Raw genomic sequence first — 24,339 nt, 5'->3', positions numbered from 1 at the left:
TTTCATGAGCGCGCGGCGCATCGTCGGGATCGATCTCGGCACGACGCATACGGTGGTCGCGTGGGCCGACCCGAAGGCGAACCGGCCGCCCGAGGTCTTTCCGATCCCCCAGCTCGTGAGCGCCGGCGAAATCGAGCCCCAGCCGCTTTTCCCCTCGTTTCTTTACGCGCCCATTCCGGGCGAGGCCCTGCCCGATCCTCTGGGGGACGCGCCCTGGGTGCTCGGCGTGCACGCGCGGCGTCGCGGGGGCGAGGTCGCGGGGAGGCTCGTCGCCTCGTCGAAGAGCTGGCTCGCGCACGCCGCGGTCGATCGGACCGCGCCCATTCTCCCGTGGGGTGCGGGCGAGGAGGCCGAGGAGCTGCCGCGTATCTCGCCCGTCGACGCGGCGGCGCGATTGCTTCTGCACGTGAAGCGCGCGTGGAACGAGGCCTTCCTCGCGTATCCGCTCGAAAAGCAGGACGTCGTGCTCACCGTGCCCGCGTCGTTCGACGAGGACGCGCGCGAGCTCACGGTCGAGGCCGCGCGGCGCGCGGGGTTCGAGGTGCGGCTGCTCGAAGAGCCGCAGGCGGCGTTTTACGATTACATGGCCCGGGTCGGCGAGGGCGAGCTCGCGGCGCTTTGCCAGCGGAGCGGCGGTGAGGCGCTCGTCCTCGTTTGCGACGTCGGCGGCGGGACCACGGACCTGTCCTTGATCAGGGTTCGTCCGGGAGAACAGCGGGGATCCACCGAGGTCGAGCGCGTCGCCGTCGGAAAACACCTTCTCCTTGGCGGCGACAACATGGATCTTGCGCTCGCACACCTTTGCGAGAGCCGCCTGATCGAACCGCCCGATCGATTGCCCCCCGCGCGCTTCGGTCAGCTCGTGCTCGCCTGCCGTGCCGCAAAGGAGCGGCTCCTCGGCGACGATCCGCCGACCGACGTCGCGGTCACGGTGCTCGGAAAGGGCGCGCGCCTCATTGGTTCCGCGCTCTCCACGCGCCTCTCGCGCGAGGAGGCCGAGCGCGTCGTGCTCGACGGCTTCTTGCCGCCCGCCTCCCTCGCCGATCGCCCGCGCCGCGGCGGCAGCGCGCTCGTCGCGTTTGGCCTGCCCTACGAGCGCGACGTCGCCATCACCCGCCACGTTTCCCATTTTTTCGCCCGCCACGCCCCCGGAGCGCCCGCGCCGCATGCTTTGCTCCTGAACGGCGGCGTCTTTCGCGCCAAACGGATCGTCGATCGGCTCGCGGACGCGATCGGGGCGTGGAGCACCGTTCGTCCGGAGATTCTGCCGCACCCGGATCCCGATCTCGCCGTCGCACGTGGCGCCGTCGTGTATGGGTCATCGCTCCTCGGCCGGGGCGTGCGTATTGGAGGTGGCTCGGCGCGCGGGTATTACCTCGGTCTGTCGGCGGGGCCGTCCGGGCAGCGGCAGGCCGTCTGCGTCGTCCCGCGCGGCGCGCGCGAGGGCATCCGTTACGACGTGCCGGGACGAACCTTTTCGCTCACGGTCGGCCGCCCGGTGCGATTCCCGATGTATACCTCCGACGAGGCGCTCGACCTGCCGGGCGCGGTCGTCACGCCGGACGTCGAGCGCTTCTCCGCCTTGCCGCCCGTCTCGTCGGCCTTCGAGCCGGGCGCGCGTCCCGGCGAGGTCACCGTCTCGCTCGCGGGCGAGCTCAGCGCGATCGGCACGCTCGATCTCGCGTGTATCGAGGTGGGCGCCGAGCCCGCCCGTCGCTTTCGATTGACCTGGGATCTACGCGAGACGAGCCCCGACACCGCGGTCGAGACCGAGGGCGGCGTTTCCTCGGGCAAATCGGTGCGTCCGGGCGTGACGGCCGGAGGCAAACGGCTGGAGGACGCGCGCGAGGCCATTGCGCGGATTTATGGCAAGGGGCGCGCGGACGTCACGCCGCGCGAGGTGAAGGACCTCGTGCGCGAGCTCGAACGGATCCTCGGCGAGCGACCCACCTGGACGGCCGAGACGAACCGTGTCCTCTTCGACGTGCTCTGGCCGGGTCACAAGAGCCGAAGGCGCTCGGCCGATCACGAGCGGGTCTTCTGGCAACTCGCGGGGTATACGCTCCGGCCCGGCTTTGGCCACGCGCTCGACGAGGAGCGCGCGGCGAATCTGTTTTCCCTTTTCCACGAGCGCGTCGTGTTCGCGCAGGAGGCGCGCACGTGGCAGCATTTCTGGATCGCCTGGCGGCGCATCGCGGGCGGGCTCGAAGAGGCGGCGCAGGTGGCGATCCGGGACCTCGTCGATCCGTTCCTCGCGCCCTCCGAAAAACGATTGAAGAAGCCCAAGGGCATTCGCGCCGAGCCCGACGCGGACGTCATGGACCTCGCCTCGTCGCTGGAGCGTGTGCCTTCGGCGCGGCGGACCGAGCTCGGCGGCTTTTTGCTCGAACGGACCTGGACCGACCGCGATCCGCGGATCTGGGCGGCGATCGGGCGTATCGGCGCGCGCGTGCCCGCGTATGCGAGTGCGCATCACGTCATCCCGCCGAACGTCGCCGAGCGCTGGCTCGATCACCTTTTGCGCGAGAAATGGGCCGAGATGCCCACGGCGCCGCGGGCGGCGATGGAGATGGCGCGCCTGACGGGCGATCGAGCGCGTGACGTGTCGGAGCGGGTGCGGCGCGACGTCGAGCGGAGGCTCGTGGCCACGGGCGCGCGCGAGGAATGGGTGCGGGCCGTGCGCGAGGTCGTCGCGGTGGAAGAGGCGGATCGTGCGGCGTTTTATGGTGAGGGCTTGCCCGTGGGAATCCGCCTCGTCTCGTGACGGGCTTCAGTCCTCGTCCTTCAGCAAGAAGTCGTTGTTGATCACCTTGAACGAGAGCCGACCGCCGAGCGTCGCCGAGCGCGATTCGACGAGGGGACGCACCACGATGCCCTCCTTGCGGTTTTTCGTCCCCGCATAAAGGCCCCGCGCTGCTTCGAGCCAGCGATCGAGCGTGTGCTCGAAACGATGGGCCTCGTCGCCGCGGACCTCGCGCTCGATGGGCACGGTGCGCAGGCCGTACTCCTTGCAGAACGTGATGAACTCGGCGAAATCGAGGTAACGGCCCGCCCGCGCGTCGTACACGCCGAACATGAAGACGTCGACCTCGGAGAGCCCGAGCCGGTTCTTTTGTATGCCCGGGCCGCAAAGCTCGCCTTGCACCGCGATGCCCGGGGGCAAACGGCGCGCGAGCTCGTATCGCTCCGCCACGCGCCAGACCGGATTCGGGCCGGGCGCGAGGGCCCAGTTGCGTGAGCACGCGAAAAACTCGCCCTCGGGCGCGCGGAAGAACGTCGCCGAGGAGCCGTCGAGCTTCGTCGAGACGTAAAACTCCCGGCCGCGGATCTCGTCGAGCACCCCGAGCGCCGATTGCAGGCGGATCTCGTCGGTCTTCGGCACGAGCGTGGGAAATGCGCCCGCGACTTCACGCGCGTCCGGAAGGACGGCCTCGTACTTGGTGACGCCGAGCCGATCCCGCATGTCCGTCCCGACCTCGGGGATCTCGCCGTCGAGGATGGTGGTCGGCAATGCGAGCCCCTGCGAGAGCACGCCGCGGAGCTTGAGGGTCCGCACGCGATACCCGCGCGACCGCATGAACTCCGCCCACGGCGCGCTCGAAGGGAGCACGCTGTCGATTTCGAAGAACACGCAGCGGTCGCCGGGGCGAAACTCCCCTTTTTTGACGACCACGGTCCAGCCCATCACCCGGGCCTGTTCGATTTGATCCGCGCCCTCGATGGGCGCGAGGCTCTCCACCACCTGAATCGAAACGAGCTTGCGTTCCACGACGTCCTCCGGACGCCACGCGCACGTGTCCAGCCAGGCTCGAAACCGAGCCTGTGGACCGCCGCGAACGGCGCGATGAGGCGGACGAAAAGGAGGCCGAAGGAGCCCGAGCGGCCCGCCAGGGTCCACGACTAGCGGATTTCCCATGGCGCGTCAAGCGAGAACATGATTGCATTCCTTCCCGGCCATGGGCGTGCCCAATCACTACCGCTCCGCCGGCGCCGAGCCACGCATCGTCCGCGTCCTCGATTTCGATAGGCTCCCGGACGTCGTGCGGGAACGGCTCGTCCGCGGGATCGGAGCCGGTGGCCTGCCCGCGCCGCTCCTGCGCGTCGAGGAGGACGCGACAGGCACGATCCCGGGCTCGCGGCGCTTCTGGCGCGGCGCGGCGATCGCGGCTGTGTTCGTTGGGCTCGTGCTCTGGTTCATGCAGTTCGGCGACCTCGAAGGCCGCTTCGCCGTGCAGCCGCGCGCGTTCGTGCTCGGGTACGTGCTCGCGGTATCGCTGCTCGCGCTCGCCGTGATCGTGCACGTGTTCTTCCGGCGATCGAAGGACGAGGGCGCGCCGTTCCCGTCGGGCCGGTATCTCTTTTCGCTCGACCTCGTCGAGGTTCGCGGGCGGATTCTCACGGTCACCTCGCTCGCGACGCTCCGGCGCGTCGAGGGGCGCGTGGGCGGAAAGCGTGAGGAGGTGGTCCTCGTTTTCGGCGACGGCGAAGCGGCTCCGCTCCGCGTCTCCGAGGATGCGACGGAGCTCGCGCGCGAGGCGCAGGCGGCGATCGGCGAGGCCGCGCGCCTGGTTTTACCGGACGACCAGCCGGCGATCGAGCGGCTCGACCCCTTTTTCGAATTGCGGATCGCCGACGACTGGGCGAGCGCGGAGCCGGCCGCGGCGGAGAAGGGCCGCCGGGTCCCCGCATTTCGATGGCTCGTGCTCGCGTCGGTATCCGTGGGCGCGCTCCTCGGCCCAGCGTCGTGGTTCGCGCGCAATCACGCGAGCGACGCGTCCTTGTTCGCCCAGGTTTGCGAGGCGGCCGAGCGCGGCTCCGACGATGAATTCGCCAGGAAGCAGATGCAATACAACGACGTGGGCATGCGTCCTCGGAGCGCGCTCGACGACCTCGCGTTCGAGCGGGCGAAAAAGCGGGTCGGATCCCTGGCGGCATACCTGGCGACGTACCCCGAGGGCAAACACGCGGTCGAGGCGGACGATCTGCTCTTCGACATGGTCATGAAGGCGGACGCTCTTCCGACGTACGGCATCTACCTCGCCGACGTGCGAGGCCGGCGGCACCTCGACGAGGTCGACAGCGCGATGCTCTCGGCGGCGACGCGGGCGGGCACGCGCCTCGCTTACCAGGAATACTTCGACGCGCACGGCAAATACGAGGACGAAATAAGAGCGAACCGCCTGCCCAAGGTCGAGATCGCCGAGGCCAAGCAGAAGCACGACGTGGCGGAGCTGCTCGCGATCGAGCGTCGTCATGGGGACAAATGGTCGCGGGCGGTGCGCGACGCCATTCACCACGTGTATGCCGATCGGCTCCGCGTGCTCCAAGTGCGACGTGGATCGAGCGGCGAGACCGCGCGAGGGATTTTCGCGCCGCTCCTCGAGAGGCTCGAAGCGAACATGGATCCCCGGGTCGTGCTGGATGTGGATTTCGTCCTGCCGAACGCGTTCCTGGACGCGGAGATGGGCCTGATGCACGAGCACGGGGATCGATACCACCCGGTCGGGAAGACGTTCTGGCGGTTCCAGAAGGACATCACGGAGAAAGCCTTCAACGCGATCGTCTCGCGCACGAGGGCCACGCTCGGCGGCGCCATTCAGTTCCAGAGCCCGACGGAAAAGGTGATGCCGGAGGTTCCTCGGCTCGTGGTGACGATGTCACTCGTCGACGGGGGCGAGCCGTTCGTATCCGCGGAAGACAAGCTCGTCTTCAACGACCTCCGGATCCGGCTGGAGATGCACGCTGCGATCCCCGGCGAGAGCCCGACGCCCTCGTTCCTCACGACGACGAGTCACTCCAAAGAGTTTCTCCCGAACGACTACGATGCGTCGTCGAAGCGGTTGCACCACGCCGTCGGGATCCCGGAAAAGCTGCTCGAGGATGTGTATCCGACGCTCCTTCGCAAAGCCTCGGACGAGCTCGGCGAGCTCCTCGCCCAGGTCCTTTGACGGGCGCGCGTTCTCTGGAAATTTCGACGGGTCAGGCCGCGCGCGGCTGTTCCTCCCCGTGCTTCAGCTCGATCCGGCCGTGGCGCGCGGGGAATCCCGGCGAGCCGGTGACGGCCGAGCGCACGCGGCTCACGATCGCGGAGAACAGGCCCGCCGAGGGATCCCAGTATTCCGCGCGGTCGACCTCGACCCGCAAAAGGGCGATGTCCGGCTCGTCGAGGCCGCGCGGGAACCAGAGGCGCAGCATCGGGTTCCAGAGCTTCTGCATCTTTTCTTTGTCGCGGACGACCCGAGCCATGCCCGCGATGGAGACGTATCGATCGTCGTTCGGATCGGAGTATGCGATGTTCACGTGCTGATCGGCGTTGATCTCGCGCACCTTTTCGGTCTCGCAGGACGTGAAGAACCAGAGCGCGCCGTCCTCGTCGAGCGCCTCGCACGTGGCCATCGGGCGGCTGTGCAAGGTGCCGTCCCCGTGGGTCGTGGTCATCATCGCCACGCGGATGCCTTTCACGAGCCGCCTCAGCTTTCGCATCCCCGCCGCTTGACCATTGCCGTCTTTCGCCATGCCCCCCTCCTCTCCAGCGAGACGCATAAGGCCAGGACGGGCGCCGCGCGAGCCCCGCGCTCGCCGAGCAGAGGCGCCGCGGCCGGCCGCGCGCCTTCCGGCTGCCCTTGTCCGGCCCTTTCGTGTTATACGCGGCGCATGGAATGGAGCCGAGACGATGTGCTCGCGGTCGTGAAGAGCTCACCCGACCGCGTCGCCGCGCACGACAAAGAAGGCTGGGTGGGGCTCTTCGCGCACGGCGCGGTCGTCGAGGACCCGGTGGGCGGGCCGCCCGCGCGGAAGGGCGCCGACCCGCGAGACGGCGACGACGAGCTCGGGCGCTTTTACGACGTGTACATCGCGCCGAACGAGGTGCGCTTCGAGGTGCTCGCCGACGTGGTCCAAGAGCTCACGGTGGTGCGGGACGTGAACATCACGACGCGCACGCCGAACGGCGCGCGCGTGGCGCTGCCGGCGTATTTGATTTACGAGCTCGGCGAGGTCGATGGGGCGCTGCGGGTCATGCGCATGCGGGCGTTTTGGGAGCTGCGCGGCGTCACCGCATCGGCCCTCAGGGGCGGGCCGACGAGCCTGATCGCGATGACGGGGCTCACGGCGCGTATGCTGCGAATCCAGGGGTTTTCCAATGTGTCGACGTACCTCGAAGGCCTCTGGCGGGGCATGTTCGAGCGCGGGCACGCGGCGGCCGAGGAGCTCGGCCGCGCGATTCGAGAGCGAGATCTCGCGGGGCTGCGGGGGCTCTTCCCCGATGAAGCGCCGCGGATCGAGATCGATCCGGGCAAGCGCCACTCGCCGCGGAGCCTCTTCGATGCGCTCGGTCCGGGCGCTTCGCTCGAGGTCGAGGCCCCGATCTCCGCGGGGTTCTTCACGGGATTCCGCTGCACGCTCACGGCCCAGGGCGCGCGCCGGCGTGGGATCGGTCTGCTCGAATTCGATCCACGCACGCGGTTCTGCACCACGGCGCGGCTTTATTTGGAATGAACGGGGTGGAAACCGGGACCGGGCGCCCCCATAGTCTCCCCGTGGCCGGCGCTCGCCGGCCGGGAGAGCGCGATGACCACGACCACGTTCGACTCGCTGCACGACGTCGCAGAGGCCCCGCTGTTCCCGCGTGATCGCCCGCTTCCTCCCACGCTGACCGTGCGACAGGCGCGGGACGTGTACCTCGCGGAAAATGGCTTCACGACGGACGAATATACGGCCGAGACGTTCTCGCTGATGATCTTCGGGGGGCGGTACAAGGTAAAACTCCCGAACCCGCCGCCGCGGCGCTGGGCGATCGCGATGCACGATTTGCATCACGTGGCGACGGGGTACGGCGCCAATTTCGTCGGCGAAGGCGAGATCGCCGTCTGGGAACTCATGGGCGGCTGCGAGACGTGGATCGTGTATCTGCTGAACGCCTCGGCCGCGATGATGGGATGTGTGCTCGCGCCGAACCGGATGCTGCAAGCGTACAAGGACGCCAAACCGGCGAAGGCGCTCTACCGGCAGGGCATGAAGGTCGACGAGCTGCTCGACATGCAGCTCGGGGATTTGCGCGAGCGGCTCGGGATTCCGCGCGAGGGCCTGGCGAAGGGCGAGCGCGCGGTCGCGGGCAAGCCGCGCGCCTGAGTGATTGGTTTGACAGATCTATCCGCGGAAGGCGCTCGAACGGTCGAGGATGTCCCCGCACGCGGCGTCGTATTCGGAGCGCATGCGTCGGACGAGCGTCTCCACGCTCGGGGCGTCCGTGATGCTCCCGACGCCCTGGCCCGCGCTCCAGATGTCGCGCCACGCCTTCGCCGCCATGTTGCCGCCGGAGTTGAAGTTCATGGTGGATTTGTCGGCCGAGGGGAGGTTGTCCGGGTCGAACCCGGCCGCCGCGACGGAGGGCTTGAGGTAATTGCCGTGGACGCCCGTGAAGAGGGACGAATAGACGATGTCCTTCGCGGTCGTGTCGATGAGCATTTGCTTGTATTCGGGCATCGCGTTCGCTTCCTCGGTGGCGATGAAGCGCGTGCCGACGTAGGCGAGGTCGGCGCCGATCGATTGCGCGGTGAGGACGTCGCGGCCCGAGGAGATCGCGCCGGCGAGGCATACCGTGCCCTGGTAGAACTTGCGGACCTCGGCGACGAGCGCGAACGGCGAGAGCATGCCGGCGTGGCCGCCCGCGCCCGCGCAGACGAGAATGAGGCCGTCGACGCCTTCCTCGATCGCCTTTTCGGCGTGCCGCACGTTGATGACGTCGTGGAGCACGATGCCGCCGTACGAATGCACGGCCTTCACCACCTCGGCCGGCGGGCGCAGGCTCGTGATGATGATGGGCACCTGGTGCCGGACGCAGACCTCCATGTCGTGCTCGAGCCGATCATTCGAGCGGTGGGCGATCTGATTGACCGCGAACGGCGCCACACGGGCGCCGGGGTTTTGCGCGCGGTATTCGTCGAGCTCGGTTTTGATCCGCGTGATCCAGACTTCGAGCTGCTCTTTCGGGCGCGCGTTGAGCGCCGGGAAGGACCCAACCACGCCGGCCTTGCACTGGGCAATGACGAGCTCGGGGCCCGAGACGATGAACATGGGCGCGCCGATCACGGGGAGCGTGAGGCGGCCTTCGAGGATCTTGGGAATCGGCATGGTCGGGGTCCTCCGGGGAAGCGTACGAAGTCGTAGGCCCGAGACGCGCCTCACGTCAAGAGGGCTGCGATCATGGCCTGTATACCAAGTGCTCGGGTTTCGCCAAATTTGTGCCCGAACGCGAGCGACGTGGTAAGCGCGACTCGATGGACGCCGGGGGGCGTCCCGCCGGAGGAATCATGTCGCGTCTCAAGGTCATCACCCTCCTCAGCACCACGCTCGCCGCGCTCTCGATCGGTTGTGGTTCGGATCCCGTGGCCACGCCGAGCACGGCCGCCGCGGCAGCCGCGCCGAAGGCCCCGGCCGCGGCAGCACCCGCGGTCGCGAACACGCAAGCCGCGCCCGTGAGGAAGGACAAGACCACCCCCACCGCCGGCTCGGTGCACATCGAGGATCGTATCGTGAAGGCGTGCGGCGACATTCCGCGCGCGCGTTTCGCGTTCGACTCGTCCGACCTCGAGCCGGAGGCGACGAAGGCGCTCGAAGCGCTCGCCCGCTGCTTCACGACGGGCCCGCTCGCCGGCAAAGGAATGAAGCTCGTGGGCCACGCCGATCCGCGCGGAGAGACCGAATACAACTTCGGCCTCGGCCAGAAGCGCGCCGGGAACGTGGCGGACTTCCTCGGCAAGAAGGGGCTCGAAAAGTCGCGCGTGGAGACGTCGTCGCGCGGGGAAATCGAGGCGACCGGGGTCGACGAGGAAGGTTGGGCCCAGGATCGCAAGGTCGACGTGTATCTCGCCGACTGAGAAGGAAACACCATGATCGATACGCCGATCGAAACCGCCGCGGCGCCGATCCGTCTGGATCCGGTCTCGCTCGTCCTGCATTCGTCCGGGCCTGTGTTCGTCGTGGTCTGGCTGCTCGTGGCCGCGGCGGTCATGGTCTGGATCATCGCCCTCCTGAAGGCGCTGCAGCTCGGCCGGCTGAGCCGGGCGGAGCGGCGTTTCCAGCAGGAGGCGAAGCAGGCGCTCTCGGCCGATGCGCTGTTCGCCGCGGCGAGCCGGTATGCGGACGCTCCAGGCGCCGTGGTCGTGCTCGAGCTCGGAAAACGCGCGGGCAGCCCGAAATTGCTCGATTCCGTGGCCAAACGCGCGCTCGTCGATCAGGAGCAGCGGGCCGGATCGCTCATGGCCTCGCTGTCCACGATTGCCTCGGCCGCGCCGTTCGTCGGGCTGTTTGGCACGGTGTACGGGATCATGGATGCGTTCTTGAGGATCGGGCAGGCGAAGAGCGCGAGCTTGCCGGTCGTGGCGCCCGCGATCGGCGAGGCGCTCATCGCGACGGCGATTGGCCTCGCCGCGGCCATTCCGGCGGTCGTCGCGTACAACGCGCTGAACAAGCGGATCGACGCGCTTCTGTCGGCGATCGAGGCGGCGAGCGAGGGCTGGGTCGCGCTCGTCTCCGAGGTGCCGGCGACGCTGCCGAAGCCGAGCACGCAGGGCTAGGGACCAATCATGGGCATGTCGACCGGCGGATCGAGGCGGGGCAGGGGAAAAGGGTTCGGCGATATCAACGTCACGCCGCTCGTCGACGTGATGCTGGTCCTGCTCGTGGTGTTCATGGTGACGGCGCCGCTGCTCGCGTCGGGCCTGCGGGTCGAATTGCCGCAGGTCGAGGCGACGGAGGCGCCCGTCAAGGACACGAAGCTCGTCGTGACGGTGACCAAGGAGGAAAAAATCCTCTTTGGTGAGGACGACGTGACGACGAGCGTCGAGGATGTGCTCGCGACGAACCCGCGGGTGCAAAAAGAGAAAGAGCTTTACATCCGCGCCGACAAGGACGCGCGGTATGCGGCGGTCGCGCGCGTGGTCGCGGCGGCGCGCTCGGCGGGCGTGCAGGGGCTCAATCTGCTGGTCGAGCCGGAGCCCGACGAGGGGCGGGAGGCGGTCCGGTGAGCGCGGACGCGGCGCCGTCGACGAAAAGCGATTTTCGGGCCCACGAGATCGTGCTGGCCGTGATCTGCGCGGTCGGGCTCCAGGGCGGGGCACTCTTGCTCCTGCGCGCGGCGAATCTCGATCGGCCGGCACTGGCGCCGGAGATCGACAAGGGGCCGAGCGTGCCCGTGAAGGTGGTGCCCGTGCTCGACCTCGACGCGGCGCCGGCCTTGAAGCTCGGCGGAAAGCGGGATCCGGCGAAGCTGCCGGATCGATGGCTGAAGCCTCGGGCGAAGCGCCGCGTCGAGGAAAAAGCGTTCGTCTCGACGAAGGCGGAGAAGACCGAGGAGGCCATTCCGCCGAAAGAGATCGAGGTGGCCGAGGCGAAGACGCCGGTGCCGCCGCCCGAGGTCGAAGTCGCGAAGGCCGTCGAGACGCCGATCGAGGAGCCCGCGAAGGTCGAGCCCCCGCCGAACGTGGATGAAAAAGGCCACGAGGACGGCGTGAAGGGCGGGACGGAGATGGATCCCTTGAAGGCGCGCGCGGTGGACATCTACCGGGAGAAGATCCGGAGCTGGTTCAGCCGCAGGTTCCGCGTCTCGGGATCTGGTTTGTCGCCTGATGAAATTACGAAATTCCGTGTGGCCGCGACGGTGACGCTCTCGGGCGGGCGATCGGTCGCGAGCTTCGCGATCGTGCCCTCGGGCCAGGCCGCATTCGATGCCGCGGCGCGCGCCGCGCTGGAGGGCGCAAGGGGCGAGGAATTGCCGCCGCCGCCCGAGAATTACCCGGACATCGTCCAGAGCCAGATCTCGCTGACCTTCACCTGCACGCCGGAGCGATGCGATTGAAGAAGACCCTGCTCGCCCTCGCCGTTATCTCGTCGGTCTCGGTCTCCGCGTTCGCGGAGGAGCCCGCGCCCGCGGAGACGCCTCCTTCGCCGGAGGATCTGCTCGGCAACATCGTGGTCGTGGCCGGGGCGACGCGGCCTTTGCCGCGGATCGCGGTCCTGCCCTCGTCGAGCTGGGACGAGGAGGACGTGATCATGCGGAGCGTGGCGCGGCGTGATCTCGAGCTCTCGGGCGAATTCGAGGTGCTCACGGACGACGACGCGCCGGAGGAGGCGTGGGGCGCGGAGACGCTCGACGTCTCGATCTGGGCGAAAAAGAAGGTCGAGGCGCTCGTGGAGGCGCGCGCGCGGCCGGTGCCGGGGCAAGACAAGGTGGAGCTCCGGGCCCGGGTGTATTTCGTGCGCAACGGGGCGGCGGCCGTTCTCGACAAACGGTTTTTGATTCCGGCGTCGGATCTGCGAGAGGAGGCGCACCGGATCTCGGATCTCGTGATCGGGGCGCTGACGGGGCAAAATGGCGGGTTCGCGAGCCGGATGACGTTCGTCGCGGGGGTGGGCAAGCTGCGGCGCGTGTTCACGGTCGATGCAGATGGGCACGATCCGAAGCCGGTTTCACCGACGGAGGAGATCGCGGTCGCGCCGGCGTTTGGAAAAGGGGACGAGCTTTACTGGGCGGCGAGCGCGCAAAACGGGGAATATCGCATCCGGACGGCGAGCGGGCGGGCGGTGGATTTGCCCGTCAAGGGCTCGGTGTACGGGCTCGCGTTTTCGCGCGACAGGTCGCGTGTCGCCGTGTCGGTCGCGGACGGGGGCACGATCAAGATGTTCGTGGGCCCGGATTTCGCGAGCCTCGCGCCCGCGAGCGAGGTGGGCATGGCCCTCCGGCCGACGTTCACGCCGAGCGGCAAGCTCGCGTATTCGGGGGAGGGGCGGTTCGGGCAACGAATCTACGTGGAGGACAAACCCATTTCGCCGGATGGTTTGTTCGCGTCGGCTCCGACGTTCTGCAATCACCCGGACGGGGTGCGGGCGGTGTTCGCGGTGGGGGTCGGCAAAGATACGGACCTCGTGTCGACGGACGAACGCGGGCGCGCGATGGTGCGGCTGACGCAGGGGCAAGGGCGCAATGGATATCCGGCGTGCAGCCCCGACGGGCGGCTCGTGGCCTTTTTCTCGACGCGGACGTCGGGCGAGGGGCCGGGGCTCTACGTGATGCGGCTCGACGGCGGCAGGCCCAAGCGGATCTCGACACTCGTCGGAGATTCGTTACGATGGGATCCACTCCCTCCCGGACGCGGGGTCGAGCTGAAGAACGAGCCTAAGAACTGACGAGCACGTCGTGATGGACATCCCGATCCCGCCGGAAGGGACGGCAGAGCGCTGGGCATACGATTACGTGACGAGCGAGGAGCTCGGGCACAAGCTCGCCCCGCCGCCCGTGCCCGCGGGATGGGAAGAGGATGCGCCCGCGCGGCGGATCGAGCGGCCGGGGAGGCCGAGCTCGCTCCAGATTGCGAAACGGGCGCACAAATCGCCGGGGCCGGATGCGATCCGGGACCCGGCGCGGCGGGCGCAGCTCGTGCACACGTTCCTGCATCACGAATTGCAGGCCGCCGAGCTGATGGCCTGGGCGCTGCTCGCGTTTCCAGAGGCGCCGAGGGCCTTCAAGAAGGGGCTTTTGCGGATCGCCGGGGACGAGATCCGTCACATGGCGATGTATGCGCGGTACATGGAGGGGCTCGGTCACGCATTCGGGGAGTTTCCGGTGCGGGACTGGTTCTGGGAGCGGGTGCCGCGGTCGAAATCGCCGGCGCATTTCGCGGCCGTGATGGGCATGGGGCTCGAAGGGGGGAACCTCGACCATACGGCGCGGTTCGCCGGGCGATTTCGCGCGATCGGGGACGAGGAGGGGGCGCGTATCCAGGAGATCGTCTGCGCCGAGGAGGTGCCGCACGTGCGCTTCGGGCTGCGGTGGTTCCGGCGTTTTACTGAGGGGCTCGATTTCGAGGCGTGGCGCGCGCATCTGCCGGAGCCGCTGTCGCCGATGGTGATGCGAGGGACGCCGCTCAATCGAGCGGATCGGATTCGCGCGGGGTTTCCCGAGCTGTTTTTGCAGGAGCTCGACAAATGGGCGCCTCGTTGACGACGCTTGGGGACTACGCTCGGACGAGCCGAGCTACGCCCCCAAACCCCCGAACCGCGTGGCTCCTGAACCTCGGCGCGGAGGTCGAGCTGGAAGACGCACGACGGACGCTCGGGGCAGCGGCGCGGGCGCGGCTGCCGGAGCTCGCGGGGCGGCTCGGGGCATTGGTGCGTCCGACCGATATATTGCTGTTTGGTGATCCGGACGAGGCAAAGCGCGCGGAGGGGGCCGTTGGAAGGGCGTGGTTGCCGACGCCGCGCGCGCTCGCGGCGCTCGCGCAAGCAGGGGCGCGTGTGCCCGCGGCGCCTGCGTACGAGGTGCTGCGCCGGGTGAACGATCGGCGATTTTCGCTCGCGCTCGGAGCGACGCTGCCGGGGCAAAGAACGGTGGCGACGCTCGACGAGGTGCGCGAGGCGCTCGCGGCGCCGTCGCCGGGGGGAAACTGGCTTTTGCGCAGGCCGCATGGATTCGCGGGGCGCGGGCGGCGGCGGGCGCGGGAGGACGAGGTGCTCGGCGCGGCGCGAGGCTGGATTGAAGCGTCCTTGCGCTCGTTCGGCGCGCTCGTGGTCGAGCCGTGGGTCGATCGCGTGGCCGATTTCGGTTGGCACGGGTTCGTGTCACGCGAGGGGCGAACCTCGCTCGGCGCGCCGACGTGGCAGGAGACGGCGCCGGACGGGACGTGGCTCGCGACGCGCCCCGCGAAGCCCGGGGAGATTGGCCGGGAGGAGACGGAGCTCCTCGCGCAGGCGGTCGAGCAAGCGGGCGCCGCGCTCGCGGCCGCGGGGTATTTCGGGCCGTTCGGACTCGACGCGTTCCGCTGGCGGGACGAGAAGGGGAATTTGCAGTTCAATCCGCGCTGCGAGATCAACGCGCGGTATTCGATGGGGTGGGGGATCGGAATGGGGGAGCGCCGTCCGGATCTGGATCCGGAGGAGTAGGCTCACATCGGCCGCGCGAGCTTGCGCAGGGCCGCGTCCATGCCGCCGAGCAACGACGACGGGTCATTCTCGTCGTAGAAATGCTGGAACTTGGGACGCGGCGCGTGGACGTCGGTCATGAGCGCTCCGTCCGGGGCGAGGAAAAACGTGCGCGGGACGTACGAGCCGTCGGGGGCGTATTTGTCGCCGATCGCGGACTCGTCATCCGGGTTCACGCGAACCATCACGAAATCCTTGGCACGCGCGACGACGCGCGGATCCTGGAAGACGTTCGCATAATTGCGGCAATGGGGGCACCAGGCGGTGTAGAAGACGAGGCAAACCGGCTTGTTCTCGGCTTTCGCGCGGGTGATGCCGGCCTCGTAGCTCTGCCAGGCGATCTGCGCGTCGTTCCAGTTCTCGCCATTCGCCCCTTTTCCAGGCGGAGGCCCAGGGGCCGGCGCGGGCGCGGTCGTGACGGCGGGCGGCGTGGTCGTGACGGCTGTGGCGGGCTCGGGGCTCACCGAGGCCGTGCGATCTTCCGCCTTGAAGGAGCCGTAGAGCAGGGCGCCGAGCATCGCGACGGCGCCGATCGCCGCGGCGAGGCTGCCCCAGGAGCCCTTCGCGGGTGCCTCCTTGCCCTTTTTACGACCCCGCCCCCCGCGTTTCCCTTGATCCTTCGTCACCTGGGAGGTGTAGCCCCGAAACGCCCGAAGGTCCACACACATCGCGGGCGCGAGGGCGAGCGCGCCGTTTCGCTCGCCCCCGCAGCCGGATCACGCGCAAGGAGGATGGGCCCACTTCACGGCGCGAGGCCGAGGAGATAGACGTTGTCGGCCGCGCCGCCCGCGAGGGCGCCGCCGCCGAAATTGACGTTTCCGACGAACGAGCCGGTGAACCACGCGGCGCCGGTCGCGTCGACGGCCACGGCCTCGCCGCGGTCGTTTTGCGCGGCGCCGAAGCCGCGGAGCCAAACCTGCGCGCCCGCGGGGTTCAGCTTGACGACGAAGATGTCGGCCATGCCCGCCGTGGCGATCGTATTGGCGCCGAACCCGACGACGCTGAAGAATTCGCCCGTGAGGAGGATGTTGCCGAAAGTATCGGTCGTGACGTCCTTGCCGCGTTGCGCGCTCACGGCGCCGAAGGTCTTGCTCCAGGCGTGTGTGCCGTTCGGATCGAATTTCACGAGAAACCCATCGTCGCCGCCGACGCTGGTGAACGCGCCGCCACCGAGGTCCATCGTGCCCGCATACTGGCCCGTGACGACGATGTTGCCGCTCGGATCCGCGGCGACCGCGAGGGCGCGCTGATCCGAGGCGTCGCCGAAACGCTTGCTGAAGAGGTGATTGCCCGTGGGGCCGAACTTCGCGACGAAGACGTCCTCGCCGCCGGTGGCGACGAACTGGCCGCCGCCGAAATCAGCGGTGTTTTCCATGCCGCCGACGATGATGACGTTGCCGGCGGCGTCGGTCGCGACGTCGAGCCCTTGCTGGTTCTGCGCGCTGCCGAATCCCTTGCCCCAGATCGGGTTGCCCGCGTTGTCCATCTTCACCACGTAGACGTCGAGGTTGCCGGCGCCCGAAAGCATCGTCATGCCCCAGGGGAACGTGCCGGAGAATGCGCCGGTGAGGACGACGTTGCCCGCATTGTCGACGGCGATGCCGGAGGACGTCTGCGTGAAGTTCGCGCCGAATCCCTTGGCGAAGAGCTCGGCGCCCGCGGGGTCGAGCTTCGCCACGAAGAAATCGTCGGCGCCCCCGGTCGTGAGGGTCGTGGCGCCGATGGTGATCGTCGTGGAGAAATTGCCGGTGACGAACGTATTGCCCTGGGCGTCGACGGCGATGCCCGTGGCGAGCTGATCGCCGGCGCCGCCGTAAGCCTTGGACCAGACGTGGTTGCCCTGCGGGGTGAATTTCGCGACGAAGACGTCGACGCCGCCGGCGCTCGTGAGCGCGCCGCCGCCGAAATCGATCGTGCCGGCGAAGTTGCCCGCGACGAGGACGTTGCCCATGGAATCGACGGCGAGCGCGAGGCCCTGCTGGGCCGAGGCGTCGCCATAGGCCCGGCTGACGACGTGCGCCCCGGTGCAAGCGAGCGCGGCGCCATTGCAATCTTCGTCGATCGGGGTGACGCAGTTCTCCGTCGAGGGGAGGACCTGGCCGACGCAAGGGCCGTACGATTTGCCGTCGGGCGCGCAGGTCTCGGTGCCGGCCACGCATTGGCCCATGCCCTGCGTGTTCATCGGGCCCGTGTAGCAGGCCTGCGTGGTGCCGGGCATGCAGATGCAGCCGATGCTGTCGTCCGGCGTGCCGTCGCAATCCTGGTCGACGCCGTCGCAGACCTCCATCCCGGGGACGACCTCGCCGATGCAGGTGCCCCATTGCCCGCCCGCGCAGGTCTGATTGCCGCCCACGCATTGGCCGACGCCCTGGGTGTCCATCGGCCCCGTGTAACAGGCCTGCGTGGCGCCGTCGACGCAATCGCACCCCTCGTCCGGGACGCCATTGCAATCGTTGTCCATTCCGTCGCACGTCTCGGGTTGCGGAGCGCAGCAGGCGCTCGGCTCGCCGGTGCACTCGTAGCCGGCCTCGATCGCGCAGGCGGCGTCGCAGCCGTCGCCGGGCGACGTGTTTCCGTCGTCGCAGGTCTCGGCGCCCTTCACCAGGCCGTCGCCGCAGATGGACGTGCACACGGAGGGCGCGCCGGTGCATTGGAAGCCGGCTTCGACGGCGCAGGCGTCGTCGCAGCCGTCGCCCGCCGTCGTATTGCCGTCGTCGCAGGCCTCCTGGACCACGCCGTCGCCGCAGACGTCCGGCGTGCCGCCGGAGCCGCCCATACCGCCCATACCACCCATGCCGCCGATCCCGCCGGTCCCGCCCATGCCGCCGGTCCCGCCCATTCCACCGCTGCCGCTCGAGCTGGATGTGCCGAACGGGAGCGGCTCGTCGTCGCTACAGCCGGCAGCGCCCACGAGCGCCGCCGTCGAAAGGAGAAGGACCAGGCTCGTTCGTATCGTTACGATCATGAAGTTCTCCCGAAGAATGTTGTCGTCCGATCCGGAGACGCCCAAGCGAGCGGCACACGGGCGGATGGATCCACGATGCGGGACACGAGCGAAACGCGAGCCGTAAAAAGCGAGGCGCCGTTCGAGATGATCGCGGCGTCAGCTTCGTGTCGCTGAATTGTGAGGTGGATCGGGTAGGTGCTCTACAGGTCCCCGGACAGACCGGAAGCGTCGATCCGCTGGCGCAGGATCACGGGCACGAGCCCGTCCGGTCGATGAGAGATCGGCGAGGAGCACGCACCCGCCCTTTCAAACCCCTAGCGGGTCGTGTATCGTCTCCCACGCCGCCATGGCCGACGACGCGAACGAAGATCGTGAAGCTGCTTTCAATCGGGGTCTCGAGGCGTACCGCGCCGGTTGCCATTTCGATGCCTACGACATCTGGACGCAGGTCTACCAGGACGAGCAAAACGAGACGAATCGCCGGTTTTTGCAGGCGATCATTCAAGTGACGAACGCGATGCACAAGGTTCGTCACAACGCGGAGCTGCGCGGATCGGTGCACCTGCTCGAGCGCGCGCTGATCAAGCTCGACGCGCTGCCCGATGTCCACGGCGGCATCGATCTCGCCACGTTCCGCGACGCGACGCGCATCTGCCTGGCAGAGATCAAGCGTTTGCTGTCGATCGCGCAGAAGAACCTGGAAGACGCGTTCATTCCGCCGCTGAAGAGCGTGGGCCAAGGGCCCGTGCTCGAGCCGCGCGTTTCTCCGCCCTCGAAAGATCCGGAGACGCTGTTCCAGAACGGCCTCGACGCGTACGCCGCCGAGCGGTTCTACGACGCGCACGAGATCTGGGAGGACTACCGGCGCACGCGGCCGGATACGGATCCGTCGCGCGAGTTCGTCAAGGGGCTGATCCTCGTGGCGACGGCGATGCACAAACTGCATCGCGCCAAGAGCCCGAGCGGAGCCGCGCAACTGCTGGAGCTCGCCCTCGACAAACTGCGCGACGCGCCCGAAGGGACGTCGGGGCTCGACGTGAAGTCCGTGGTGGAAGAGGTGTCGCGCGTGCACGCCGACATCGAGGCGCTCGAAGCAACGGGCGCCGAGGGGCCGATCGAGGCCCGCTACATCCCCGCCATCCGCCGCAGCGAGTGAGATCGAACCGAGCCCGGAAGGTCGCCGCCGTTCAGCGGTAGCGGCCCCGGCTCGTGCCGCCGCCGCCGCGCGAGCTCGACTTCTTCGCGCCGCGCGCCGCCGGCTGCGCCTCGCCCGTCTTGGCCTTCGCGCGAGGCTTGGTCTTCGTCGCCGGAGGCGGAACCTCCGCGCCCGAATCTTCGAGCTCACCCTTGAGCGCGCGGAGCTGATCCCGCAGGCGCGCCGCCTTCTCGAACTCGAGGTTTTCCGCAGCAGCGAACATCTCGAGGCGCAACGCCTCGATGCGCTCGGCGAGATCGGCGCCCGTCGGTGCGGCGTCCTTGCCGGAGGCTGCGGCGCCGCGTCCGCCCTTGGGAACGGCGTAGTAGTCGCGCGCGCCGGAGGTCGGCGAGAGATCGAGGATCGCCTTCGTGACCGTCGCGGGCGTGATGTTGTGCGCGACGTTGTATGCGCTCTGGATCTCGCGGCGGCGGTTCGTCTCCTGGATCGCGTAACGCATCGCGTCCGTCTCGCGATCGGCGTACATGATGACCTCGCCGCGGACGTTACGCGCGGCGCGGCCGATCGTCTGGATGAGCGAGCGCGGGCTGCGGAGGAAGCCTTCCTTGTCGGCGTCGAGGATCGCGACGAGCGAGACCTCGGGCAGATCGAGGCCCTCGCGCAGGAGGTTGATGCCGACGAGGACGTCGAACTCGCCGCGCCGGAGATCACGGAGGATCTCCACACGTTCGAGCGTGTCGATGTCCGAGTGCAGGTAGCGGACGCGGACGCCGAGCTCCGTGTAGTACTCGGTCAGATCCTCGGCCATGCGTTTGGTCAACGTGGTGACCAGGACACGCTCGTTCACCGAGACGCGCTCGCGGATGCGTTCGAGCAGATCGTCGACCTGACCTCCGACGGGGCGGACGACGATCTTGGGATCGGTGAGGCCCGTCGGGCGGATGATCTGTTCGACGACGACGCCGCCGGTCTTCTCGAGCTCGTACTCGCCGGGCGTGGCGCTGACGAGCAGGACGCGGTCGTAGTGCGACTCGAACTCCTCGAACTTGAGGGGCCGGTTGTCGAGCGCGCTCGGCAAGCGGAAGCCGTACTCGACGAGCGTCTCCTTGCGCGCGCGGTCGCCGCGGTACATCGCCGCGACCTGCGGGATCGTCTGGTGCGACTCGTCGATGATGAGGAGAAAGTCCTTCGGGAAGTAGTCGATGAGCGTGGGCGGCGGCTCGCCGGGCTTCCGGCCCGAGAGGTGGCGCGAGTAGTTCTCGATGCCGTTGCAGAAGCCCATCTGCTCGAGCATTTCGAGGTCGTACATCGTGCGCTGCTCGATGCGCTGCTTCTCCAGGAAGCGGCCGGCCTTGTCGTAGAAGTCGAGCCGATCGCGCAGCTCCTCGCGGATCGAGGCGATGGCGTTCCGGAGCTGCTGCTGCTCGGTGACGTAGTGCGAGCCGGGGTAGATCGCGACGCGGTCGAGCGTGCCGAGCACCTTGCCGCGGACGGGATCGACCTCCTTGATGGTCTCGATCTCGTCGCCGAAGAACTCGATGCGGATCGCGATGTTCTCCTCGTACGCCGGGAAGATCTCCACGACGTCGCCGCGCACGCGGAAGGTGCCGCGGTGGAAGTCGATGTCGTTTCTGTCGTACTGGATGTCGACGAGGCGACGGAGGAGCTCGTCGCGGCGCAGCTCCTGCCCGCGCTCCATCTTGATGAGCAGGCCGTGGTAGCTCTCGGCCGAACCGATGCCGTAGATGCAGCTCACGGAGGCGACGATGAGCACGTCCGGCCGGGACAAGAGCGCGTGCGTCGCGGCGTGGCGCATCCGGTCGATGGCGTCGTTGATGATGGCGTCCTTCTCGATGAAGGTGTCGCTCGCGGGGACGTACGCCTCGGGCTGGTAGTAGTCGTAGTAGCTGACGAAGTAGTGGACGGCGTTGTTCGGGAAGAGCTCGCGCATCTCGCCGTAGAGCTGGGCCGCCAGCGTCTTGTTGGGCGCGAGGACGAGCGTCGGGCGCTGGAGGCGCTCGATGACCTTGGCCGCCGTGAACGTCTTGCCGCTGCCGGTGACGCCGAGCAGACACTGGAAGGTCTCCGACCGTCCGAAGGCCCCGCAGATTTCCTCGATCGCGCGAGGTTGGTCGCCACACGGGGTGAAGCCTGAGACGAGCTCGAAACGCCTTGACACGAGGGCGGGCAACCTAGTCGCCAAGTGGAGCCCGTGCAACCCGACGCGCCCATGCGTGACCCTCGGTGCAAGCCTTCCTTCTCGCTCGGGTTGTTGCGTGCTACCCGAAAGAACCCGACCGAAAAGGTTTTCCCATGGCAGAAGCCCCCGCGATACTCGAAGGCCACCCGTACGCCGATTTCCTCGACCGGGTGGAGAAGCCCGCACGCTACACGGGCGGCGAGGTCGGCTCGGTCGTCAAGGATTGGTCCAGCGTGGAGGCGAGGGTCTGCCTCGCATTCCCCGATGTCTACGACATCGGGATGAGCCACCTCGGGTTCAAGATCCTCTACAAGCTCCTGAACGACGATCCGCGCACGCTGGCCGAGCGCTGCTACGCGCCGTGGAAGGACGTCGAGGCAGAGCTTCGAGCTCGAAACATCCCGCTCGTTTCGTTGGAAAGCAAAAGAAAGCTGCGGGACTTCGACGTGGTCGGCTTCTCGCTCCAGTTCGAGCTGACCTACACGAACATCCTGCTCATGCTGGACCTCGGCGGCGTGCCGTTGCGCTCGGCCGATCGCGGGGAAGACGATCCGCTGGTCATCGCCGGCGGGCCGGTGGCGACGCACCCCGAGCCGGTGAGCGCGTTCATCGACGCGGTGGTGATCGGCGACGGCGAGGAGAAGGCGACCCAGGTGGCGCTGACGTGGGCGCGGCTCCGGAAGGCGGGCGTGCCGCGGCGCGAGCGGCTCGTGGCGCTCGCGAAGCTCGGCGCGGTGTACGTGCCGTCGCTCTACCGGACGGAGGCCGATCCGGAGACGGGCTTTCAGATCGTGAAGGCGCCGATCGAGAAGGGTTTGCCCTTGCCGATCGATCGCGCGCTCGTCGACCTCGACAAGTACCCGTTCCCCGCGGTGAGCCCGACGGGCGGGCCGGAGGCGATCTTCGATCGCGTGTCGATCGAGATCGCGCGTGGCTGCACGGAAGGATGCCGCTTCTGCCAGGCTGGCATGATCTACCGGCCCGTGCGCGAGCGTGACCCCGAGCAGGTCGTGAACACGGTGCTCGAAGCGGTGCGCGCCTCGGGCAACGACGAGGTGTCGCTGACCGCGCTCAGCACGGCGGACGTCTCGTGCATCTCGCCGCTCATCAAGAAGGTCGCGGACAAACTCGCGAAGGAGCGCGTGAGCATGAGCGTGTCGTCGCTGCGCGCGTACGGGCTCGAGCCCGATCTGCTCGACGAGCTCAAGCGCGTGCGCGCGACGGGCCTGACGTTCGCGCCGGAGGCGGGCACGCAGCGGATGCGCGACGTGGTGAACAAGAACGTCACCGAGGAGCAACTGCTGGAGACGGCCGAGCGCATCTTCTCGCGCGGCTGGGACCGGATGAAGCTCTACTCGATGATCGGCCTGCCGACCGAGGAAGACGCGGACGTCGCCGGCATCGTGGAGATGGGCGCGCGCACGGCCGGCGTGGGGCGGAAGATCGGCAAGAAAAACGTCGAGGTGACGGTGAGCGTGTCGACGCACGTGCCGAAGCCCCACACGCCCTTCCAGTGGGCCGCGATGGACTCGCTCGGCGAGGTCGCGCGCAAGCAGGACCTCCTGCGGCAGACGGTGAGGAACTACCGCAACGTGAAGCTCAAGACGCACGGCGCCGAGGCGAGCGTGCTCGAAGGGATTTTTGCGCGCGGAGATCGGAGCCTTTGTGACGTGCTGGAGCGCGCGTATCGGAACGGGGCGCGCTTCGATTCATGGGACGATCGGCTGCGGCTCGACGTGTGGGAGGAGGCGTTCACGCACTTCGGGACGGATCGATCGCGCTTCCTCCACACGATCCCCGTGACCGCGCGGATCCCCTGGGACCACATCGACGTCGGCCTCGAAGAAGGGTTTTTGGCGCGCGAGTACCGGAAGGCGCTGCAGAATCGGTTGAGTCCGCCGTGCGGGAAGGTCGCCGGGACGTTCGTGCACCACACGAACGTGGAGGACGCGGTCGCCGATCAACGCAGGCTCGTCTGTTACGACTGCGGCGTGGCCTGCGACATGACGCAGATGCGCAGCGAGCGGGTCGACTTCCTCCGCAGGCTCGGCGCGAACAAGCGGCTGCCGCTGATCACGGACGCGCCCGTGGCGGCGCCGGTCGTCGAGGCGCCCGCGGACGGCGAAGCCGACGAGGTGATGGAGCAAGCGCCCGCGCCGGTGAAGAAGGCGCCGCCGATGAAGGGGCGCGGCGGGTTCTTGTATCGCATCCGGTTCGAGAAGACGGGCGCGATGGCGCTGCTCGGGCACCTCGACGTGGTGCGCGAGCTGCCGCGCGTGTTCCGGCGCGTCGGCGAGCGGATGGTCTACACGAAGGGTTTTCATCCCAAGCCCGACATGATCTTCTCGCCCGCGCTCTCGCTCGGCGTGGCGAGCCTCGACGAATACGCGGACGTGCGGCTCGAACGCGCGCTCGAACCCGCCGAGGTCGCGTCGCTCGTCGAGCGGATGAACACGGCGAGCCCCGCGGGACTCAGGTTCCGCGGCGCGGCGCTGCTCGGGCCGGAGGACGCGGCGATCTCCCGCGTGATCCGCGGCGCGCGGTACGTGCTCGCGTTCGCGCGTTCGGCGCTCGTGGTGCCGCCGGGGCAAACGGCCGAGGAGATGCTCGCTTCCGCGTGCCGCGCGGCGATGGCTGCGCCGTCGCTCCCGATCCGGCGGGAAATCGAGGGGATCGGCAAGGTGGTCGACGTGCGCAAGTACCTGCTCTCGGCCGAGGTGGGCGGCGCGGAGGCGCGCGCGGCGCTCGATCGGGCAGGGCTCGTGGGCGACCTCGTGACGCTCGACGTCTTCGTGGAGATCACGGGATCGGGCGCGGCGAAGTCGTCCGAGATCGCAGCCGTGATCTCGGGCGAAGGCGGCGTCGCTCCGGCGCATCGCGCGATCCGCCTGGAGCTCTTCGGCGGCGCCGCGGACGCGCGCTTCTCGCCGCTCGATCTCGCGGCGGTGAAGAGCGCGCTCGGGCGGGAACGCCCGGCGCCCTCCGCCGCCTCCGCGCCCGTGCTCGTGTCGGCCGACGCCGAGTGACAGCGCGTCCGCTTTTGGATAGGAACGCCCTGCG

General features: G+C 68.5%; 19 protein-coding genes. 13 read left to right on the top strand and 6 right to left on the bottom strand.

The genetic code is table 11. From position 1 onward, the window contains the following. Positions 1 to 4 precede the first annotated feature (4 nt). Entirely contained in the window at positions 5 to 2,764 is a 2,760-nt protein-coding gene (locus QHF84_RS25735; RefSeq protein WP_281316059.1) for a hsp70 family protein, read from the top strand. 6 nt (positions 2,765 to 2,770) lie between these two features. Here the strand turns inward: QHF84_RS25735 and QHF84_RS25730 are convergent, their stop codons facing one another. Next, positions 2,771 to 3,769 (bottom strand): RNA ligase (ATP), encoded by a 999-nt coding sequence (locus QHF84_RS25730; RefSeq protein WP_281316058.1) that lies wholly within the window; start codon positions 3,767 to 3,769, stop codon positions 2,771 to 2,773. Positions 3,770 to 3,956: 187 nt separating this feature from the next. On the opposite strand from QHF84_RS25730, the gene QHF84_RS25725 reads away from it, so the two are divergent. After that, on the top strand, positions 3,957 to 5,948 hold the full coding sequence (locus QHF84_RS25725; RefSeq protein WP_281316057.1) for a hypothetical protein: 1,992 nt from the start codon (positions 3,957 to 3,959) through the stop codon (positions 5,946 to 5,948). A gap of 31 nt (positions 5,949 to 5,979) precedes the next feature. Here QHF84_RS25725 and QHF84_RS25720 read toward each other — a convergent pair whose 3' ends face one another. Further along, entirely contained in the window at positions 5,980 to 6,516 is a 537-nt protein-coding gene (locus QHF84_RS25720; RefSeq protein ID WP_281316056.1) for a pyridoxamine 5'-phosphate oxidase family protein, read from the bottom strand. A 138-nt stretch (positions 6,517 to 6,654) separates the two neighbouring features. Between QHF84_RS25720 and QHF84_RS25715 the strand changes: the two genes are divergently transcribed. Further along, positions 6,655 to 7,497 (top strand): nuclear transport factor 2 family protein, encoded by an 843-nt coding sequence (locus tag QHF84_RS25715; protein WP_281316055.1) that lies wholly within the window; start codon positions 6,655 to 6,657, stop codon positions 7,495 to 7,497. 72 nt (positions 7,498 to 7,569) lie between these two features. Next, a complete protein-coding gene (locus QHF84_RS25710; RefSeq protein ID WP_281316054.1) occupies positions 7,570 to 8,130 on the top strand; it encodes a hypothetical protein in 561 nt (186 codons plus the stop codon). An 18-nt stretch (positions 8,131 to 8,148) separates the two neighbouring features. Here the strand turns inward: QHF84_RS25710 and QHF84_RS25705 are convergent, their stop codons facing one another. Continuing rightward, a complete protein-coding gene (locus QHF84_RS25705; RefSeq protein WP_281316053.1) occupies positions 8,149 to 9,132 on the bottom strand; it encodes a nitronate monooxygenase family protein in 984 nt (327 codons plus the stop codon). Positions 9,133 to 9,311: 179 nt separating this feature from the next. Here QHF84_RS25705 and QHF84_RS25700 point away from each other — a divergent pair, with 179 nt between their 5' ends. From QHF84_RS25700 to QHF84_RS25670, 7 genes are read left to right on the top strand one after another with little or no spacing between them, the layout of a single operon-like run. Beyond that, entirely contained in the window at positions 9,312 to 9,878 is a 567-nt protein-coding gene (locus QHF84_RS25700; protein ID WP_281316052.1) for an OmpA family protein, read from the top strand. 12 nt (positions 9,879 to 9,890) lie between these two features. Then, a complete protein-coding gene (locus QHF84_RS25695; protein ID WP_281316051.1) occupies positions 9,891 to 10,577 on the top strand; it encodes a MotA/TolQ/ExbB proton channel family protein in 687 nt (228 codons plus the stop codon). A 9-nt stretch (positions 10,578 to 10,586) separates the two neighbouring features. Beyond that, positions 10,587 to 11,027 carry a biopolymer transporter ExbD gene (locus tag QHF84_RS25690; protein ID WP_281316050.1) on the top strand — a complete coding sequence of 147 codons (441 nt, stop codon included), beginning with the start codon at positions 10,587 to 10,589 and terminating at the stop codon, positions 11,025 to 11,027. After that, positions 11,024 to 11,857 (top strand): energy transducer TonB, encoded by an 834-nt coding sequence (locus QHF84_RS25685; RefSeq protein ID WP_281316049.1) that lies wholly within the window; start codon positions 11,024 to 11,026, stop codon positions 11,855 to 11,857. The genes QHF84_RS25690 and QHF84_RS25685 overlap by 4 nt, the downstream gene beginning before the upstream one ends. Further along, positions 11,848 to 13,185, top strand: coding sequence for a tolB protein (locus QHF84_RS25680; protein WP_281316048.1), 1,338 nt, complete (start codon positions 11,848 to 11,850; stop codon positions 13,183 to 13,185). The genes QHF84_RS25685 and QHF84_RS25680 overlap by 10 nt, the downstream gene beginning before the upstream one ends. Before the next feature lie 13 nt (positions 13,186 to 13,198). Beyond that, positions 13,199 to 13,999: a DUF455 family protein gene (locus tag QHF84_RS25675; protein ID WP_281316097.1), complete on the top strand. Its 801-nt coding sequence runs from the start codon at positions 13,199 to 13,201 to the stop codon at positions 13,997 to 13,999. Next, the gene (locus QHF84_RS25670; RefSeq protein ID WP_281316047.1) at positions 13,984 to 14,937 is read left to right on the top strand and encodes a hypothetical protein; all 954 of its coding nucleotides are present in this window, start codon (positions 13,984 to 13,986) and stop codon (positions 14,935 to 14,937) included. Before QHF84_RS25675 ends, QHF84_RS25670 begins: the two co-directional genes overlap by 16 nt. 2 nt (positions 14,938 to 14,939) lie before the next feature. On the opposite strand, the gene QHF84_RS25665 is transcribed toward QHF84_RS25670, so the two are convergent. Beyond that, entirely contained in the window at positions 14,940 to 15,602 is a 663-nt protein-coding gene (locus QHF84_RS25665) for a thioredoxin family protein (RefSeq protein WP_281316046.1), read from the bottom strand. A gap of 116 nt (positions 15,603 to 15,718) precedes the next feature. Next, a complete protein-coding gene (locus tag QHF84_RS25660; RefSeq protein WP_281316045.1) occupies positions 15,719 to 17,941 on the bottom strand; it encodes a DUF4215 domain-containing protein in 2,223 nt (740 codons plus the stop codon). A gap of 328 nt (positions 17,942 to 18,269) precedes the next feature. On the opposite strand from QHF84_RS25660, the gene QHF84_RS25655 reads away from it, so the two are divergent. After that, the gene (locus QHF84_RS25655) at positions 18,270 to 19,079 is read left to right on the top strand and encodes a DUF309 domain-containing protein (RefSeq protein ID WP_281316044.1); all 810 of its coding nucleotides are present in this window, start codon (positions 18,270 to 18,272) and stop codon (positions 19,077 to 19,079) included. A 31-nt stretch (positions 19,080 to 19,110) separates the two neighbouring features. On the opposite strand, the gene uvrB is transcribed toward QHF84_RS25655, so the two are convergent. Continuing rightward, positions 19,111 to 21,258: an excinuclease ABC subunit UvrB gene (uvrB, locus tag QHF84_RS25650; RefSeq protein ID WP_281316043.1), complete on the bottom strand. Its 2,148-nt coding sequence runs from the start codon at positions 21,256 to 21,258 to the stop codon at positions 19,111 to 19,113. 134 nt (positions 21,259 to 21,392) lie between these two features. Here uvrB and QHF84_RS25645 point away from each other — a divergent pair, with 134 nt between their 5' ends. Continuing rightward, positions 21,393 to 24,305, top strand: a complete 2,913-nt coding sequence (locus QHF84_RS25645) for a TIGR03960 family B12-binding radical SAM protein (protein ID WP_281316042.1) — start codon at positions 21,393 to 21,395, stop codon at positions 24,303 to 24,305. Positions 24,306 to 24,339: the final 34 nt, after the last annotated feature.

Source organism: Polyangium sp. y55x31, from assembly GCF_029946505.1.
GTDB lineage: Bacteria > Myxococcota_A > Polyangia > Polyangiales > Polyangiaceae > Polyangium.
Note: the sequence above shows the minus strand (reverse complement) of the source record. Positions and strands in the feature narration are given on the sequence as shown.

Bases quoted from the DNA above. Each gene is read 5' to 3' on its own strand.
- QHF84_RS25735 (WP_281316059.1), top strand. From the start codon at position 5: ATGAGCGCGCGGCGCATCGTCGGGATCGATCTCGGCACGACGCATACG.
- QHF84_RS25725 (WP_281316057.1), top strand. From the start codon at position 3,957: ATGGGCGTGCCCAATCACTACCGCTCCGCCGGCGCCGAGCCACGCATC.
- QHF84_RS25720 (WP_281316056.1), bottom strand. From the start codon at position 6,516: ATGGCGAAAGACGGCAATGGTCAAGCGGCGGGGATGCGAAAGCTGAGG.
- QHF84_RS25715 (WP_281316055.1), top strand. From the start codon at position 6,655: ATGGAATGGAGCCGAGACGATGTGCTCGCGGTCGTGAAGAGCTCACCC.
- QHF84_RS25710 (WP_281316054.1), top strand. From the start codon at position 7,570: ATGACCACGACCACGTTCGACTCGCTGCACGACGTCGCAGAGGCCCCG.
- QHF84_RS25705 (WP_281316053.1), bottom strand. From the start codon at position 9,132: ATGCCGATTCCCAAGATCCTCGAAGGCCGCCTCACGCTCCCCGTGATC.
- QHF84_RS25700 (WP_281316052.1), top strand. From the start codon at position 9,312: ATGTCGCGTCTCAAGGTCATCACCCTCCTCAGCACCACGCTCGCCGCG.
- QHF84_RS25695 (WP_281316051.1), top strand. From the start codon at position 9,891: ATGATCGATACGCCGATCGAAACCGCCGCGGCGCCGATCCGTCTGGAT.
- QHF84_RS25690 (WP_281316050.1), top strand. From the start codon at position 10,587: ATGGGCATGTCGACCGGCGGATCGAGGCGGGGCAGGGGAAAAGGGTTC.
- QHF84_RS25680 (WP_281316048.1), top strand. From the start codon at position 11,848: ATGCGATTGAAGAAGACCCTGCTCGCCCTCGCCGTTATCTCGTCGGTC.
- QHF84_RS25675 (WP_281316097.1), top strand. From the start codon at position 13,199: ATGGACATCCCGATCCCGCCGGAAGGGACGGCAGAGCGCTGGGCATAC.
- QHF84_RS25670 (WP_281316047.1), top strand. From the start codon at position 13,984: ATGGGCGCCTCGTTGACGACGCTTGGGGACTACGCTCGGACGAGCCGA.
- QHF84_RS25660 (WP_281316045.1), bottom strand. From the start codon at position 17,941: ATGATCGTAACGATACGAACGAGCCTGGTCCTTCTCCTTTCGACGGCG.
- QHF84_RS25655 (WP_281316044.1), top strand. From the start codon at position 18,270: ATGGCCGACGACGCGAACGAAGATCGTGAAGCTGCTTTCAATCGGGGT.
- QHF84_RS25645 (WP_281316042.1), top strand. From the start codon at position 21,393: ATGGCAGAAGCCCCCGCGATACTCGAAGGCCACCCGTACGCCGATTTC.